Source organism: Alphaproteobacteria bacterium HT1-32, from assembly GCA_009649675.1.
Taxonomy (GTDB): domain Bacteria; phylum Pseudomonadota; class Alphaproteobacteria; order Rhodospirillales; family HT1-32; genus HT1-32.
In genome coordinates this window covers 1,812,324-1,829,649 of the sequence record WJPL01000001.1, presented here as the reverse complement: position 1 = coordinate 1,829,649, position 17,326 = coordinate 1,812,324, and the positions used below count along the sequence as shown (strand labels likewise).

Annotated in this window: 15 protein-coding genes; 4 read left to right on the top strand and 11 right to left on the bottom strand. The window is 58.1% G+C overall.

What is annotated here, in order from left to right; genetic code table 11:
• Window positions 1-3 precede the first annotated feature (3 nt).
• Window positions 4-795 (bottom strand): ABC transporter permease, encoded by a 792-nt coding sequence (locus tag GH722_08665; GenBank protein ID MRG71840.1) that lies wholly within the window; start codon window positions 793-795, stop codon window positions 4-6.
• 156 nt (window positions 796-951) lie between these two features.
• On the opposite strand from GH722_08665, the gene GH722_08660 reads away from it, so the two are divergent.
• The 3 genes from GH722_08660 to GH722_08650 are packed head-to-tail and all read left to right on the top strand — an operon-like array spanning window position 952 to window position 4,249.
• Window positions 952-2,466 (top strand): AMP-binding protein, encoded by a 1,515-nt coding sequence (locus GH722_08660; GenBank protein MRG71839.1) that lies wholly within the window; start codon window positions 952-954, stop codon window positions 2,464-2,466.
• The gene (locus GH722_08655) at window positions 2,463-3,443 is read left to right on the top strand and encodes a 2-dehydropantoate 2-reductase (GenBank protein MRG71838.1); all 981 of its coding nucleotides are present in this window, start codon (window positions 2,463-2,465) and stop codon (window positions 3,441-3,443) included. The genes GH722_08660 and GH722_08655 overlap by 4 nt, the downstream gene beginning before the upstream one ends.
• Before the next feature lie 56 nt (window positions 3,444-3,499).
• Complete coding sequence (locus GH722_08650) at window positions 3,500-4,249, top strand: hypothetical protein (GenBank protein ID MRG71837.1); 750 nt, start codon at window positions 3,500-3,502, stop codon at window positions 4,247-4,249.
• 12 nt (window positions 4,250-4,261) lie between these two features.
• Here the strand turns inward: GH722_08650 and GH722_08645 are convergent, their stop codons facing one another.
• The 9 genes from GH722_08645 to GH722_08605 form a co-directional block, all read right to left on the bottom strand.
• Window positions 4,262-4,936: a hypothetical protein gene (locus tag GH722_08645; protein MRG71836.1), complete on the bottom strand. Its 675-nt coding sequence runs from the start codon at window positions 4,934-4,936 to the stop codon at window positions 4,262-4,264.
• A complete protein-coding gene (locus GH722_08640) occupies window positions 4,933-5,640 on the bottom strand; it encodes an FCD domain-containing protein (protein ID MRG71835.1) in 708 nt (235 codons plus the stop codon). Before GH722_08640 ends, GH722_08645 begins: the two co-directional genes overlap by 4 nt.
• 120 nt (window positions 5,641-5,760) lie before the next feature.
• Entirely contained in the window at window positions 5,761-6,555 is a 795-nt protein-coding gene (locus tag GH722_08635) for an SUMF1/EgtB/PvdO family nonheme iron enzyme (protein MRG71834.1), read from the bottom strand.
• A gap of 67 nt (window positions 6,556-6,622) precedes the next feature.
• A complete protein-coding gene (locus GH722_08630) occupies window positions 6,623-7,930 on the bottom strand; it encodes an MFS transporter (protein MRG71833.1) in 1,308 nt (435 codons plus the stop codon).
• A gap of 77 nt (window positions 7,931-8,007) precedes the next feature.
• A complete protein-coding gene (locus GH722_08625; GenBank protein ID MRG71832.1) occupies window positions 8,008-9,690 on the bottom strand; it encodes a hypothetical protein in 1,683 nt (560 codons plus the stop codon).
• Between the two features lie 140 nt (window positions 9,691-9,830).
• Window positions 9,831-10,889 carry an ATP-binding cassette domain-containing protein gene (locus tag GH722_08620; GenBank protein ID MRG71831.1) on the bottom strand — a complete coding sequence of 353 codons (1,059 nt, stop codon included), beginning with the start codon at window positions 10,887-10,889 and terminating at the stop codon, window positions 9,831-9,833.
• Window positions 10,877-12,559, bottom strand: coding sequence for an ABC transporter permease subunit (locus GH722_08615; GenBank protein MRG71830.1), 1,683 nt, complete (start codon window positions 12,557-12,559; stop codon window positions 10,877-10,879). Before GH722_08615 ends, GH722_08620 begins: the two co-directional genes overlap by 13 nt.
• A gap of 165 nt (window positions 12,560-12,724) precedes the next feature.
• Entirely contained in the window at window positions 12,725-13,702 is a 978-nt protein-coding gene (locus GH722_08610; GenBank protein MRG71829.1) for an extracellular solute-binding protein, read from the bottom strand.
• 140 nt (window positions 13,703-13,842) lie between these two features.
• Window positions 13,843-14,532, bottom strand: coding sequence for an FAA hydrolase family protein (locus GH722_08605; protein ID MRG71828.1), 690 nt, complete (start codon window positions 14,530-14,532; stop codon window positions 13,843-13,845).
• A gap of 107 nt (window positions 14,533-14,639) precedes the next feature.
• Here GH722_08605 and GH722_08600 point away from each other — a divergent pair, with 107 nt between their 5' ends.
• Window positions 14,640-15,272: a glutathione S-transferase gene (locus GH722_08600; GenBank protein MRG71827.1), complete on the top strand. Its 633-nt coding sequence runs from the start codon at window positions 14,640-14,642 to the stop codon at window positions 15,270-15,272.
• 48 nt (window positions 15,273-15,320) lie between these two features.
• On the opposite strand, the gene GH722_08595 is transcribed toward GH722_08600, so the two are convergent.
• Window positions 15,321-17,282, bottom strand: coding sequence for a PAS domain S-box protein (locus tag GH722_08595; GenBank protein MRG71826.1), 1,962 nt, complete (start codon window positions 17,280-17,282; stop codon window positions 15,321-15,323).
• Window positions 17,283-17,326 lie beyond the last annotated feature (44 nt).

Genomic DNA, 17,326 nt, shown 5'->3' with positions numbered 1-17,326 from the left:
CGGTCAGGCTTTCAGCTTGTAGCCGCACCGGAGTAACCGGTAGCAGAGTGCCCAGAGCATCAGATCAACCCCCAGCATAACCGCTACACCCAGCATGGGATCAGTGTCCGAACGACCGATGAAACCGGCGCGGAAGCCGTCGATCATGTAAAAGAACGGGTTGAAATGTGCGATGGTCTGCACCGTCTCGGGCAGGCGCTCAATGGAATAGAAAGTACCGGAAAGAAAGCTGAGCGGCGTGACGACGAAATTGGTCACTGCTGCGATATGATCGAACTTCTCGGCCCAGATACCGCCGAGTATGCCAAGCAGCGACAGCAACAGCGACGCCGCCGCGGCATGGAAAACAATCAGGAACAGATTGTCGACTCCGATCGGGGCAACAAAGGCCATCGCCAGCAGCACGACAATCCCGACGCACAGGCCACGGGTCATGCCCCCCAGTGCAAAGGCCGTGAGCAACTCGCCAGCCCCCAGCGGTGGCATCAGCACATCAACGATATTGCCCTGAATTTTCGAGATTACGAAGGATGAGGACGTGTTCGCAAAAGCGTTCTGCGCAATGGCCATCATCACCAGACCCGGCGCCAGAAAAGCCAGGAACGGCACCCCGCCGACTTCCCGCACCGCGCCGCCCAGCGCCAGCCAGAAGATCGTCAGAAACAGCAATGTGGTGACAATCGGAGCCATCAGGGTCTGGGTATAGACCGAGGTGAACCGCCGGACCTCCTTCATATAAAGGGTCCAGAGACCTAGCCAGTTGATGTAGCCGATGACACGGGGTTGCGGAACCATAAGCGTCCTTGGAGAAATACAGGGTGCGGGATATGGCCCGGGTTTTACCGTTCCGCGGAAAGCACGGCAAGGATTAGCCTCAATCGGCTGCTCCCGCCATTGACGCGCCGCCGGGGACAGGTGACCATCCCGGTAATAAGGAAAAGGAAACCGTCCATGTCCGCCAGAACCATTCACGATCTGCTGGGCCCTGCCCGCGACGATGCCGATGCCATTTCTGCCCCCGACCGCCCGGCCCTCAGTTACCTCGGCCTGCGCGAACTGACTGAACGCACAACCGGAACCCTGAACAGCCTCGGCCTTGGCCACGGGGATGCCGTTGCCATTGTGCTGCCGAACGGGCCGGAAATGGCGACCGCCTTTGTGACCATGGCTGCCGCCGTTACCACCGCCCCCCTGAACCCGGCTTACCGGGCAGAGGAATTCGATTTCTATCTGCAGGATCTGGAAGCCCGCGCTCTGGTCGTCCAGAGCGGAGACGAGACACCGGCCCGGGAGGTTGCGGCAAAACTCGGCATTCCCGTCATCGAGCTGACGCCCGGCACTGCCGCCGGTGATTTCACCCTGAGCGGCACCTCTGCCGGCCCCGCCCGCACTGATGGCCCGCAGGACCCGGATGCCATCGCGCTGGTACTGCATACATCGGGCACGACATCGCGGCCAAAAATCGTCCCCCTGTCGCAGCGTAATATCTGTGCCTCCGCCAGCAATGTCGCGGCGAGCCTGGCGCTGACCAGCGCTGACCGCTGTCTCAACGTGATGCCCCTGTTCCATATTCACGGGCTGATTGCGGCTGTTTTGTCGTCACTTTCCGCCGGGGCCTCGATCTTCTGTAGTCCCGGCTTCAATGCGCTGCGTTTCTTCAGCTGGATGGATGAAGCCCATCCGACCTGGTACACCGCCGTCCCGACCATGCATCAGGCAATCCTGTCGCGGGCTGCCCGCAACCCCGACAGTATCAAGACCTCTCCCCTGCGTTTCATCCGTTCTTCCTCTGCCTCGTTGCCGCCGCAGGTCATGGCTGCGCTGGAGGAAACCTTTGATGCGCCGGTCATCGAAGCCTATGGCATGACCGAGGCGGCCCACCAGATGGCTGCCAACCCGCTGCCACCGAAGGCCCGCAAGCCCGGCAGCGTCGGCCAGCAGGCCGGGCCGGAAGTCAGCATCATGTCACTGGACGGAAAACTGCTCACCACCGGAGAGACCGGTGAGGTTGTCATCCGTGGCGAGAATGTTTTCGGTGGCTATCGCAACAACCCCACGGCGAACGCCGAAGCCTTTACCGATGGATGGTTTCGGACCGGCGATCAGGGCGTTCTTGATGACGAAGGATATCTGCGGATTACCGGCCGTCTGAAGGAGATCATCAACCGGGGCGGGGAAAAAGTCTCCCCCCGTGAAGTTGACGAAGTGCTGATGGATCACCCCGCCGTGGGACAGGCCGTCACCTTTGCCCTGCCCCACGACAAGCTGGGCGAGGAAGTTGCCGCAGCCATCGTGCTGCGCGAAGGGGGAATCGCCACCGAACCCCAGATCCGGGAGTTTGCCGCAAACCGGCTGGCGGACTTCAAGGTGCCAAAGAAAATCGTCTTCCTTGATGAAATTCCAAAGGGCGCGACAGGCAAACTCCAGCGCATCGGGCTGGCAGACAAGCTGGGGCTGACGTCATGAAAATCTGCATCTATGGCGCCGGCGCAATCGGCGGATATCTCGGGGCCGGTCTTTCCATGGCAGGTGAAGACGTCACGCTGATCGCCCGTGGTCCGCATCTCGCCGCCATGAAGGCCAACGGGCTGAAGCTGCTGAGCGGTGGCGAGGAACATGTCTGTCATCCCGCCTGTACGGACGATCCGGCAGAAGCCGGACCGCAGGATGTGGTCATCATCGGCCTGAAAGCTCATTCCCTGCCGAAGATTGCCCCCACCGTCGCACCGCTGCTGCATGACGATACGATGATCGTCACCGCACAGAACGGCATCCCCTACTGGTATTTCTACAAGGAGGGCGGCAAGTATGACGGCACAAGAATTAGCAGCGTCGATCCGGACGGGTCGGTCTGGAAGCATATGGACCCGGCACGGGCCATCGGCTGTGTTGTCTATCCGGCCTGTGACATCATCGAACCCGGCGTCATCCGGCATGTGAAGGGTAACCGTTTCCAGATTGGCGAGCCGGATGGCAGCCGGTCAGACCGTATCAGGGAACTGTCGAAGGTGATGATGAATGCCGGATTCAAATCGCCCCCCCGCACCCGGATACGTGACGATATCTGGGTCAAGCTGTGGGGTAACCTGTCGTTCAACCCGATCAGCGTGCTGACCCATGCCACACTGGATATCCTCGCCAGCGACCCGAATACAGTACCGGTGATCCGCGAGATCATGGTCGAGTCACAGACCGTGGCAACCGAGCTTGGCATCAAATTTCCGGTCGATGTGGACACCCGAATTACCTGGGGTGGCGATGTCGGGGCCCACAAGACTTCCATGTTGCAGGATCTCGAAGCCGGTCGCCCCATGGAGATTGACGCCATCGTCGGCGCTGTCTCCGAGCTGGGTCGGCTTACCGGAATTGCGACCCCCACCATTGACCGCATCCTCGGGCTGGTACGCCAGCGTGCCCGTATCGCCGGATGCTATGACGGCTGACGAAACGCGCCACGCCTGATACTCTCTGTCGCTGGGTACAGGCTGTGGGTTCGATGATGAGGGTCACAATCAAACGGGCGATGCTGTTCATCGCGCTGACATTTTGCAGCGGCCCTGCCGTCGCAGCAGACGCCTATCGTGGCATGACCCTGCTGGTTGCGCCCGGCGCGGAAAAACTCGAACGGGTCGTCCGACCTGACGTTGCTGTAGCCAAGATCAGGACCGCACTGGATCTGATTTACCGAAAATCCCCCCTGAATGCCCGGCTGATCGACAGGCTGAAGCAGATCGGCACGGTCGTGATCATCTATGATCCCCAGCATGCCGAAAGCACGCTGACGGAAAACCGGCTTGCCCGGTTCCAGACCGAATCCGGTATCGACGAAATTGACCGCCGGACCCCGCTGACCTTTGTCGCTGTCCTTGGCAAACAGGTCATGTACCGCGACCCCAATGAACTTGCGGGGACCATCGTGCATGAGATCGTGGGTCATGGCACCCAGCACCGCATTGGTCGTCTGTCAAAAATGACGGTGGAGGACCGGGAATGCGAAGCCCGCCTGTTTCAGCTGGCCAGCTGGCAGGACCTCGGCGTGCCGCAGCGTTCGACCTTTGTCATCCAGTTCCGGCGCAGCCTGGAACATCTCTACTGCCTCCCCTTCCGGCAATGGATGGCAAAACGCCGTCATGCTCAGGCAACCGGATTTGATGAGATCAAAATCCAGCCGCTGGAACTGGCAACCGCCTTCCGGGATTACATCGATACGGTTCTCGGCAAACCGCTACCAACCTCTCCGGATCGATAATCCGGTTCCTCGTCAGCCGGCAATATGCATCTTCGGGTCGGCGATGGTGTCAAAGGCCGGGCGGGACCGGATCTGTTCGTAATAGCGTTCGACATTCGGGAATGCCGGACCGTCAATTTCCAGAAGCTTCCAGCGATGCACCCGGATCATCATCGGAATATCGCCCATCGACCATCTGTCCCCGGCGATATAGACGGTCTTCCCCAGCTGACTATCAACAATCGCCATCGCCTTGATCAGGGCATCCCGGGACTGGCTGGCAATCGCGGCATCCCGCATTTCGTCGGGGAAACGGATCGTATGTTTCACATAGTGATGCATCGGGCGCATCAATTCATTGTCCGCCCATATCATCCAGCGGGAAGCCGAGACGAAGATCTTGTGATCATTGCCATAGAACAGTTCCGGATCGCAGCTCATGCCGAGATACTGAACAATCGCGTTTGATTCCCACAGAATGAAGCCATCATCATCAATGGTCGGGATCGTGCCATTGGGATTCATCGCCAGATATTCCGGTGTATCAACAACGCCAAACGCCTTGTTGCCTTTTGCCACATGGCCAGTGGACCCCATGGTGGCGCTGGCGAGGGTCAAATCGTAATCACGTCCCAGTTCTGCCAGTGCCAGCAGAACCAGCTGGGTATGGGCAGAGGAAGGGCGGCCCCACAGTTTCAGTTTCGTCATGTCGCTTTTCCTCCCGGCTTGTTGCCGTCCTCAGAGTTGAAATTCTCCGGACGGGAGATGAACGCCTCCCGGCCCTTCCAGATATGATCTTCCATCAGTTGCCCTGCCCGGTCTGCATCGCCCGCGGCGATAGCGTCGACAATGGCCCGATGTTCTTCATTCGATTTTTTCAGGCCCCGGCCATGCACAAGGGTCCGCATGCGGTAAAGCCGCAGATCCCGCAGGGTGCGTTCATGATTATGCGAGATACGCCGGTTTCCCGCCGCATCGACAATCGTCGTATGAAAGACGTCATTGAGTTCATAATACCGGGCGTGATCATCACAATCGGCGGCAAGCTGCATATCCTCAACCTGCTGGCGAAGCATCAGCACCAGACCGGCGACCGGCTTGCGCACCACCTCCCGAACCGTGTGACAACAGAGCGCCGAGCGTTCACCAAAGGCTTCCAGCGCCTCCGCTGCGGAAATGGCCTGCACATAAACGCCCCGGTTGGGTTCACTGCGCAACAGGCCATCAGCCTTCATTTCCCGCAATGCCTCGCGAACCGGCCCCCGGCTGATCCCCATGCTGCGGGCGAGATGCAGTTCATTGATCCGTTCACCCGGCGGCAGATCACCGGCAACGATCAGCCGCTCTATTTCCCGGCGTGCTGCTTCCGCAAGGGAACCCGGCCGGATGAATCTGGTCTGCTGGACAGTCATGGCGGGAAAATATCCGGGTTATGTCAACTGTCAACAATTATATAATAACTAAATTAATATAATTAGTTAGATTATATATCGTGATCTTCATGTGGAAGGGTACGGTCAGAACAGAGCCGTCTAATCCATCTCGCGGGCGACCCGGATACCGATATTGTAGCTTTTCATACGGGCATCATTCTTGGCCCGGCTGGCAGCTTTTGAAACCGGCGAGAAATAGTACCAGGACCCGGAACGGATCGTCTTCAGCAGGCACTTTTCAGTCACCCGCGGTTTGCCTGTGGGATCAGCCCCCTCATGATTCGGGTGCCAGCAATCAGCCGTCCATTCCCAGATATTGCCATGCATTTCATACAGGCCAAAGGGGTTCGGCTTGAAAGTGCGGGTTGGTGCGCTTTTGTGTCCGCTGAATTCACCGGCACCACATTCCCGGCAGTTCGCCAGTCCCTGTCCGATTTCGTCACCCCACCAGTAATGGGTGCGGGTGCCGCCCCGTGCGGCATATTCCCATTCTGCTTCTGATGGCATGCGATAGGTCTTGCCGGTGATCCGCGACAACCATGCGATATAGGCTTCGGCCTGCGCGAAGGTCATGTTGATGACGGGCCGTTTTCCCCGGCCCCAGCCATGATCGCTGGCAATGGCATCACAGCCTTTCGCAGCAACACAGGCCTGCCAGTGGTCCCAGGTAATTTCTGTCCGGGACAGGGCAAACGGCCTGGCCAGCTTTACCCGTACCGTCGGCTTTTCGGTCGGCCGTCCCGCCTTGTCGCCCATGATGAATTCGCCAGCGGGGATGACCGCCATCTCCGGGCATTTCGGACAGTCCTGAAAAAACTTTCCGGCATCCTGTGCCTGTGCAGAACCGGCAGCAAGACAGAACAGAACAACGGCAAGGAGGGCAGAGATGCGCATCTGCATATCATAATCGGCAGCGACGGCGGCTCCAAGCGTTCCGGAAGGCCGCCGCGCCAGTGAGCGATCAGGCTGTTTCCGATATCTTTATCTGGCCTTCTCCGGTCCCTGCCTTGTCAGTATCCGTGTTGTCGGAACCGGTTTCTTCCATTTCATCCGCTGTCATGATCGCCGCCACCATCGAGCCGCGCGGCGAGACCGCGACATAGCTGGTCTGGTCTTCTGCCGGCAGCGAACTGCGGACGGTCATCCGGTAGGCGACAAACAGCGCAATCGCTCCGTAAATTGCGCCCAGCGTCCAGCCAAAGGCGGCATCACCATACCAGCTCATCGCAGTCGCCACCGTCACCGGCCCGGCAACAGCACCCAGTCCATTGACCAGCACCAGCTTTGCCGAGGCGGCTACCATCTGTTCATATTCCAGATAGTCATTGGTGTAGGCGATGCAGAGTGAATAGATCGGTGTCGAGAATGCCCCCAATGTACCGAAAGCAATCACCAGCCAGATGAAGCTGGCTTCTGCCGTCAGCAGTGCCACGGCACCGGCAGCGGCGGCGGAAATTACCGCAATACCGAAAATAACCAGACGGCGGTCCAGCCTGTCTGACAGGGCGCCAATCGGCCAGAGCACGAAAACCGGCGCTATGAAGGAAGCCGCCATGAAAACCGAGGTCTCACCCAGACTGAAGCCGATGGCGCGGGCATACACCGCACCGATGGAAAAGATCGCGCCAAAGCCAAGACCATTGAGAAAGGAAACCAGCACCCCGGTCGGACAGGCATCAAATATCTCACGCAGACTGATCCGCGACGGCTTGTCGAAGCCGGGCGCCCGCGATGTCGAAATGGCCAGTGGCACCAGCGAGCAGGAAACGATGACCGAAACCAGAATGAACAGGACAAAACCATCCGGGTCAGACAGTACCAGCATGAACTGACCGGCCCCGACCGCCCCCATGGAGACAACCATATAGATCGACAGCAGCGTGCCCCGGGTCTTATTGGTCGCGACCTCGTTCAGCCAGCTTTCCGCAACGATATACAGACCCGCATAGGCAAAGCCGGTGACGATACGCATCAGCACCCATGGTACGGGATCGACAAAGACAGCATGGATCAGGACCGTAGAAGAGGCGATGGTTGCCAGCGCCGCAAACACACGGATATGGCCAACCCGGCTGACAAATTTCGGTACAATGATGCTGCCGAGAAAGAAGCCGACATAATAGCCGGACATGATGATACCGGTGGTCGCATCCCCAAAATCTTCCGAGGATGCACGAACGCCAAGCAGGGTACCCTGCAGGCCATTGCCAAGCATGATGAAGCCGATGCCAACGAGCAGCGCCCAGGCCGATTTGATAGCTACCCACATTGCCGCTGTCCGATCCTTGTATCAGATCGGGCGATTACCACTTCATGGCACCGCTGCAAAGCGAATTAGGCTGATTCTCAGGATTTCCTGTATTCAGACAGATCAGGCGGGTTTGGACCCGGCGCAGTCTTGCGTTCAGCCAGACTTTCCGTGAAGAACCGTTCCCATTCGCGGATCGCCTCGTCACGTTCGAAAAGTCCGGGAACATTTGCCTCCAGCGTCTTGCGAACAGACTTGCCGAAAGCCTGATCCGTCACCAGACGGACCGCCGTATCAACATAATCCGCAAGCGAATCAGCAATACAGACATCCAGTTTCGCCTGCCGCAGAATGGCCCTGCAAACCCGCCCCCGCATCAGGCTGTGCGGCTGGGTCACCACCGGCGTGCCGACAGACAACGCCTCGAAAGTGGTATTGCCGCCATTGAAGGTCGGAATGTCGAGAATGACATCTACCAGCTTCATCAGATCGAGGAACTGCGCATTCGCACGCGGCGGAACAAATTCGATACGCTCTGCAATATCCCCCATCTTCCGGGCCCAGCGCTGCTTCAGATAGAGCGACCACCGTGGATAGCGACCATGCACGACAAGGATACGGGCCTTCGGATCCTTCTTCAGAATAGCTTCGAGATAGGCATCAAAGTCCGGATGCAGTTTGAACAGGTATTGCGCGATGAGGTAATAATTTACCCCTTCCTCAAGCCCGGCATCAGCACGGGTACGCAGCTTTCCAGCCGCGACAGGTTTTGGATAACTGGTTGGCAGGGTTTCAAGCTGGAACAGCTTTTCGCTATACCAGCGCTGCGGGTTATCCGGGTCTTCCAGCAATTTCGATGAGACGAAATAATCAATGTTCGGAATACCCGTCGTCACCGGATGTCCCCAGGTCACACATTGCACCGGCGCCAGACGGGCAAAGCCCAGACAGTAGGTCCAGGTGTCCATGCCGATTTCCGGAAAAACCAGAACATCCAGCTTCGCCAGCGCCAGCCGTCGTCGCGCCTCACCCAGATCGCCGGGCAGCTCGATGGCCAGATCGGCCGATTGCAGTAGTTCTTTTGTCAGATCATCGCGCCCGCCGGGTCCGACAGCCACGGTAACGTGGAATTTCTCACGGTCCATTCCGGTAATCAGACGCCGGTTGAGCTTGCCGATGGAATGTTCCCGCAGGAAACGCGAGACAAAGCCAACCCGGATCTTCCGACCCGACACATCAGGCACCTTGCCGTCGACGCAATGTGGCGCCGATAGTGCCAGATCAGGCGTAACCCGCCGATAGAACTGGGCCAGCGCCTCATAATAGGGACGGTCATTGATGCCGTAATAAGCGAGATAAAACAGCGAGGCACCGTCAACGGTCGGATCCGGAATCGAGAGGCTCTGTGCCGACAATGCCCCCACACCAGCACGAACTCGGGCCAGATGCAGGGCTATTTCATTGTTGGATGCCACCAGCGGCGGCAGGGCCAGCGCAATCTTGAGCCGCAGGGAGTCGCGGGGTGTAAAAGCCTGCGCCAGACCGAAGCAGCGCACCGCGCCATTGATATCCCCTTCCCGCAGCAGCAGGTCAGCCAGCTTCAGCTGTGCGACCGACTGTGTCGGATCAATCGAAACGGCGGCGATCAGTTGCTGTCGCGCCTCCTCAGACTTGCCGGATTTCTCCAGTTCGCTGACCAGCTTCAGTCTCGCCGCCGTGTTCAGCGGGGACTTCTCGACCAGGGCTGCCAGAGCTTCCCCGGTTTCCTCAATTTCTGCCATCTCGGACCGCCTTCAGACTATTCCACAACCCTTTCCGCAATCATCCGCGCATTCGCTTCGCAGACAACCTCCCCGGCGCTTCCCTGCGCCTTAAGATCAGGTCGCTAATCCATTGCAGTTCTGTCACCCGGGACAGGGAGCTATCCGGGCAATACCCAGCCATCCCGGATCAGGACACCAACGGCATCACCAATCTGTCCGGCATAGCCCGGAACTTCTGCCGACAAGGTCAAGTCGTCGCTGACAGCGACCTCCAGACTGCTCACCGGACCGCGATAGGTCCGGCTTTGAATTTTCGCGCTAATCGCCCCTTCCGCACCGGCTTCGCCGATCGTCATCCATTCCGGCCGGATGCACAGCCGGGCGGGCTGGCCGACATCAACATGCCCGCGTACCGAAAACACCTGTTCGCCGATCCGCACCAGACATTTGCCGTCCGGCTGTTCGCCAGCCCCGGTAACCGTCACCACCTGACCGCGCCCGATAAAACGCGCCACCATTTCGTTTGCCGGGCGGTCATAGAGTTCCGGAGGCGGTGCAAGCTGCACGATCCTGCCCTTGTCCATGACTGCAATGCGGTCCGCAAGGGCCATCGCCTCAGCCTGATCATGGGTCACATAGACCATCGTGGCACCGGTGGTCTGATGAAAGGCACGGAACTGATGCTGCATCGATTCGCGCAGATGGGCATCCAGATTGGCGAGGGGTTCATCCAGCAGAACGATATCCGGTTCCATCGCCAGGCAGCGGGCCAGTGCGACACGCTGGCGCTGGCCACCGCTGAGGTTGGCCGGCCTGCGGTCACCGAGCCCGCCCAGCCCGACCTGTTCCAGAGCCAGGTCAATCCTGCGATTGGCCTCGGCCCCGCGCAATCCCCGTACCCGCAGGGGATAGCCGACATTTTCGGCAACATTCATATGCGGCCAGAGCGCATAGGACTGAAAAACCATACCGACCCGCCGGTGTTCGGGCGGAATAAACAGACCGTTCCCGTCAACCATATCACGGTTACCGAGACGGATATGCCCTCCCGTGGGGCGTTCAAAACCGGCAATCAGCCGCAGCAGCGTGGTTTTGCCACAGCCGGAAGGCCCCAGCAGGGCGATGAACTCGCCCGACATTGCGGCCAGCGAGACCTCCGCAACCGCGGCGTCTTCTCCGAAATGTTTCCAGACAGATGTGATTTTCAGGTCTGCCATGGCAGTACCCCCTTCGGCAGCCGTCCGGACAGGGCATGGACGGCAGTCATGAGAACAAGAATGGCGATGACTGCGAGAACGGCGACAGCAGATGCCAGCACCGAATAGCCGCCGTCATCCAGATTAAAGACAACAACCCCCAGCGTCTCCGTACCTGACGACCAGAGCAGGGCCGACACCGTCAGCTCATTGAACGCCGTCATGAAGACAAGAATTGCTCCCGCCGCCGCCGACGGAGCAATCGCCGGGGCAATCGCAGAACGCAGACGCATCAGGAACCCGGCACCACTGGATTGTGCGGCTTCCTCCAGCGACCGGTCTGTCTGAATAAAGGCGCTGATGACCGGACGCAGCCCCAATGTCAGAAACCGTCCGAGATAAGCCGCGAAGATGATCCAGAGCGTTCCATAAATGCTGATATCCAGCAGCGGAATCGGTTTCAGGAAAATCAGAATACAGGCAATAGCCAGCACGACACCCGGCAGGGCATAGGGTGTCTCGGCCGCAATATCGAGGAACCGGGTCACGCCGGAACGGCGCCAGGCGATGAAATAACCCAGCGGGATGGCAACAAACATCAGCACGATTGCTGCCCCCCCTGCCAGAATGAAGGAATTCCGGAAGGCCCGGCCCGTCACCTCCTGCCGGAAGATCACTTCGCTATAGGCTTCCAGTGTTGCCGTCTCAAAGCTCAGACGCACGCCATAGGCAGATACCAGTGAGGTGGCGACCAGTGCCAGCAACGGAGCAATCAGGATCATGGCGATGACCATCCAGCACCCGCTTTCCGCAACCGGACGCAAGCGACCGAGTGTCAGGTCAAGGGTACGGGAGGGAGCACCAATGGTCCGGTAATCCCGGCGTGACAACATCCAGCTCTGAACCAGCAGACCGGTCAGCGCAATAACCCCGATGATGATCGACAGAATGGCAACTTCAGAAATGATCGACGGGCCAAAGCCGGAGAGGCGCTGATAGATCAGCACCGGCAGGGTTGTATAGGAAATCGGCGTCCCCAGCATCGCCGGAATACCGAAATTTCCGATAGCGGAAACAAAAGCCAGCGCGCCGCCGGCAATCAGTGGTGGTGTCATCAGGGGAACAACCACATCAAACATCACCCGCAGGCGACCACTGCCGGAAATACGGGCCGCTTCAACCATTTCGCGGGGGAGAGACCGCAGCCCCGCCCGGAGGGCCAGAAACACCAGCGGTGCATGCTGCACACCAAGCAGCAGGATAATACCTTCCTGCGAATACATCGGATGGGGCGAACCAAGCGGCGGTGCAATTCCCAGAGCATTCAGCAAGGCACTGGACGGACCAAACAACTGTATCCAGCTGAGAGCCGTGATCTGCGGTGGGATCATCATGGGAATCATGAAGCAGAAGACCAGCGGCCCCTTGGCCCGGATATCCGTCAGCGCCACCAGCAGCGCAAAGATCGACCCGAGCACAACCGAGATCACCGCCCCGCCAATCCCGGTAATCATCGAACGCTGGGTCGCCAGCCAGGTTGATTTTGAGGACAGGACTTCCCGGGCAACATCCAGCCCGGGGTCTCCGCCCGGCGCAACGCCCTCAAGCAGCAGGCGCCCAAGTGGCAGGGCACTGAGGCAGACAACAAAGAAGGCCAGGCCGCACAGCATCAGCCGGTCGCTGGCAAACATACCGGCGGCCCGTGGTTCAGGTCTGGTGGACAGAATTTCGTTCAATGGGGAATGACGCTGATCTGGAAAAGGAAAAGCCCGGCGACACCGGGCCCGACAGCAACTGACGGATCATCAGGAAACAGCGGTGGCCGGGTATTTATCACCCGGCCACCGCTGATAACCTTACTGACCGAAAGTCTCGGTGAACTTCTTCTTGTCGGCATCGGCATTTTTCAGTGCCGCAGCCGCGTCAAAAGCCATCAGCTTGATCTTGTCACGCGACGGAAAACCGGCCGGCGTGGCAACATCAGGATGGGCAGCCAGATAACCCTGGCTCAGAGCCAGTTCCTGACCTTCCCTGGACAGCAGGAAGTCGATGAAAGCCTTCGCGGCATCCACATTCGAAGCGGTCGACAGGATGGCCGCCGGCTCGGTGACTGCGGTCACACCGCTTTCCGGAAAAACAAATTCAACCGGAGCACCTTCAGCTTTCTGCCGGATCGGCAGGAAGTCAACGACCATGCCATAAAGCTTCTCGCCGGAGGCAACAGCCTTGAAGGTTCCGCCATTTCCGCCTTTCGGCGAGACACCGTTGGCGGCCAGCTTTTCATAATAAGCCCAGCCGAATTTTGGATTGCTGGTCAGTGCAGACATGTGGATAGCGGCAGCACCGGACGTCAGCGGTGACGGCATCGCAACCAGCCCCTTGGCTTCCGGCTTTACCAGATCATCCCAGTCGGTCGGTTTCATCGGTGCACCCGTATTGTAGACGATACCGGTGGTGATCAGCTTGGTGGAAAAATAGGTTTTGTCGGCGTCATGAATACCGGCTTCATAACCGGCAACCGGCGCCGCATCATAGGCCATCAGACGGCCTTCGCTTTTCAGCTGTTCCATGTTGACCACGTCAGCGATCAGCAGCACGTCGGGCTTCGGCGCACCGGCCGCAAATTCGGCCCGCAGTTTCGCCATAACCTTGGTCGTACCATCACGAACCCATTCCACATCAACATCCGGATGAGCCTTCTTGAAGGCATCAACTGTCTGCTGGGCGTCCTTGTTCGGCTGGGATGTATAGAGAACCAGTTTGCCGGAAGCGGCAAAGGCCTGCCCGGTCAGAAAAGCCGTCGCTATCGCGGCAGCGACAAGTGTCTTGCGCATGGGTAATCCCCTGTTCGATGAATTGAAACGCTCGTCTGCGAGCGTGCTCCTCCGATAACAGGTGAATGTTATGCTTTTGTGACGAAATAAAAAAGAGAGGATCACGCCGGAGGATATCCGGCGTGATCATTTCTGAAAGATCAGACGACCTTGATCTCGACTTCGCCGACACCGTCAACGCCGCCAACAAGGTGATCGCCCCGCTTCACGGCCCCAACACCGGCAGGCGTTCCGGTATAAATCAGGTCGCCGGCCTCAAGCCCAAAATCCCGGGACAGGATGGAAATGGTTTCCTGAACATTCCAGATCAGCTCGGCAATGTCGGAATCCTGGACGATCTCGCCGTTATTCTTCAGCCAGATACGACCTTTCGTCGGATGCCCGATGGAGGCCGCCGGTTTCAGCGGTGAAATCGGTGCGGAATGATTGAAAGCCTTGCCGGCTTCCCAGGGACGGCCAAGTTTCTTCATTTCGCCCTGACGGTCGCGGCGCGTCATATCCAGACCAACCGTGTAGCCCCAGATATGATCCAGCGCATCAGCTTCGGCGATATCGTCGCCGCCCTTGCCGATAGCAACGACAAATTCCATTTCGTAATGCACATTTTCCGACAGATTCGGATACGGAAAGTCGCTGCCGGTCGGCAGCAGAGCATCCCCCGGCTTCATGAAGAAAAACGGTGGTTCACGGTCCGGATCGTGGCCCATCTCGCGAGCATGTTCGGCATAGTTGCGGCCAACGCAATAAACGCGGCGGACCGGAAACCGGTCCTGACTGCCGTCAACGGCAACTGAGGGTGCGGCTGGCGCAGGGATGACATAACCCATAATATCGACTCCATATCCAATGTGTGCCGGACAATACAACCCGCGCGCGACAGCTTCCAGTGGCGATTTGCCGGATACCGGACAGATCCCCAGAACCGGAGAAAATACGTATGATCGAACTCTATACCTGGACCACACCAAATGGCCGGAAAATCACGATGGCCCTCGAAGAAATGGGCCTGCCTTATGTCGTCAGACCCGTGAACATTCACAAAGACGAACAGTTTGCCCCGGATTTCCTGAAAATCAGCCCGAACAACAAAATTCCGGCAATTGTCGATACGGAAACCGGTATTTCGATGATGGAATCAGGTGCCATCCTGCTCTATCTCGCGGAAAAGTCCGGCAAGCTGCTGCCGAAAGATCCGGCCGGTCGCTGGAAAGTCATTGAATGGCTGATGTTCCAGATGGGCGGTGCCGGACCAATTCTCGGACAGGTCCATCATTTCCGGAAATATAATTCCGGCAAGGCACCCTATGCCGAGGAACGTTTTGGCAATGAGGCGAAACGCCTCTACGGGGTCATGGACAAACAGCTGGCTTCAAACGAATTCATCGCTGGCGATCTGTCTATTGCCGATTTTGCGATCTGGCCCTGGATCGGCCGCCATGACTGGCAGGAAATCGATCTGAACGACTTCCCGAATGTGAAACGATGGTATCTGGCGATGGCGGAGCGTCCGTCCGTGCAGGCCGGCTGGAATATCCCGCCGACGGATCAGAAGATCCCGATGCCCGCCTGATCGTCTGCACTGGTCTGTCGCGGGGCAAACAGCGCGCGACAGACCAGATTACCCGGTTGCCGGCGCATTCGTTGAGAGCAGACGTTCCGCCGGCAGGCTCACCCGTACCGTCGTGCCCACGCCTATCTTGCTTGTCAGGTCCAGGCGGCCGCCATGCAGCTCAGCCAGGGATTTGCTCAACGGCAGTCCCAGACCACTGCCTTCATGGTTTCGGGTCATTGCATCAGCAATCTGGACAAAAGGCAGTAACACAGCCTCCTGATCGGCATCGGTAATTCCGATACCGGTATCGCTGACTTCGATAAACGGGCTGTTTTGCTCTACGCCGGTCCGGACCGTAATTTCCCCCTCACTGGTGAATTTGATGGCGTTGGTCAGCAGGTTCAGAAGTATCTGCTTGAACAGCCGTTCATCGGCCATAATGACGGGGGCCTTATCTGCACCACCTTCGATCCGCAGCATCAGTCCTTTGGCGCGGGCACGCTGCCGGACCATGCGCAGGCAACTTTCAATCAAATCGGCAACGACAACCCGCTCTTCGTCAATCTGGGTTTCGCCGGCTTCGATCTTCGTGATGTCGAGAATATCGTTGATCAGGTTGAGCAGATGTTCGCCGGAATACAGGATATCCTGACTGTATTCGAGATATTGCGGATTACCGAGCGGCCCGAGCAATTCCTGAGACATGAATTGCGAAAACCCGATGATCGAATTCAGCGGTGTGCGCAGCTCATGGCTGATATTGGCCAGAAACTGTGACTTCGTACGATTTGCCAGTTCCGCCTCTTCCAGCGCCCGGCGCAGGCGTCGCTCTGCTTCGAACCGGCTGGAAACATCAACAGCGGACGCCAGTACACGAAAATCATCACTATCCGGCTCTGTTTCGAGATAGGCGGTCATCTCCACCTCAACGACCGAGCCGTTGCGATGGACAAACCCGGCAAGCTGATTCTCGTACAATCCGTCTTTCAGCAGCTTCGGGCGCAACACTTCCTGAACAAGTTTCCTGGTCGGTTCCGTTGCCAGTTTAAGAACGTCCGTATTCAGCAGCTCGTCTTTCTCATAACCGAGTTTCCGGGCAAAACGGTCATTGATCGCTTCAAGAAGATATCCCTTGCCGCAGGTCCAGAGCATGACCGGGCTGGTTTCATATAACTGCTGATAACGCCGGTCACTCTCCTGATGCGCTTTTTCCGCAAGAACCCGGCTCGTTACATCCTGAAATGTGCCGAAAATTGCGATGACCTGGCCGGTTTCGTCCGTTTCACAGAACCCGCGAGAATTGCAGTATCTTATGCTTCCGCCGGGGCGGACAATTCGCAGTTCGTGTTCGAACGGCCTGGCATCCCTGATGGCTTCCGCAACCAGGCTTTCAACAATTGACCTGTCGTCCGGATGATAAGCCTCAATCGCCTGTTCCAGCGTTATCGGCCGGTCGGCAGGCAAACCGTGAATACGATAAAGTTCGGGTGACCAGAACACGACCAGAGGATCCAGCTGTACGCGCCAGAATCCGGTATGGCTGATCTGCGATGCCAGTTCATGATCCGCCTTGGTGCGTGACAGCTCCTTCTCCAGATTCACCCGTTCCGTAATATCCGTGTAGGTGGTTACAAACCCGCCGGAAGGCAGCGGATTGCCAACAACATCAAGGACAATACCGTCCTTCGTCACCCGCTGAAAACGATGCGCCTTACCCTGACGTGCCAGCCTGATGCGATCATCAACCAGGGCATCCAGGTCACCCTCACCATATTCGCCGCGCTCCGCATTATGCCGGAAAAAGGAAGCAAGGGGTGCGCCCTGGTAAAGCAGTTCGTCGGGAAACCCGAGCAGCTTTGCGAACTGCGGGTTCCAGATGACGAGATTCAGATCGCGATCAAACACAGAGAACGCCTGCGACAAATGTCGTACGCTTTCCTTGAGAATATCGTCGTCAACTGAACCTGTTGGCTTGTTTTTCAATCGTCTTTCCCCGTCTGCAGACAGTCTAGGAGGTTCCGATAACAATTCGCAAACTGAAACGGTTGCGGTCCTGCCCGCCTGTCCGCCAC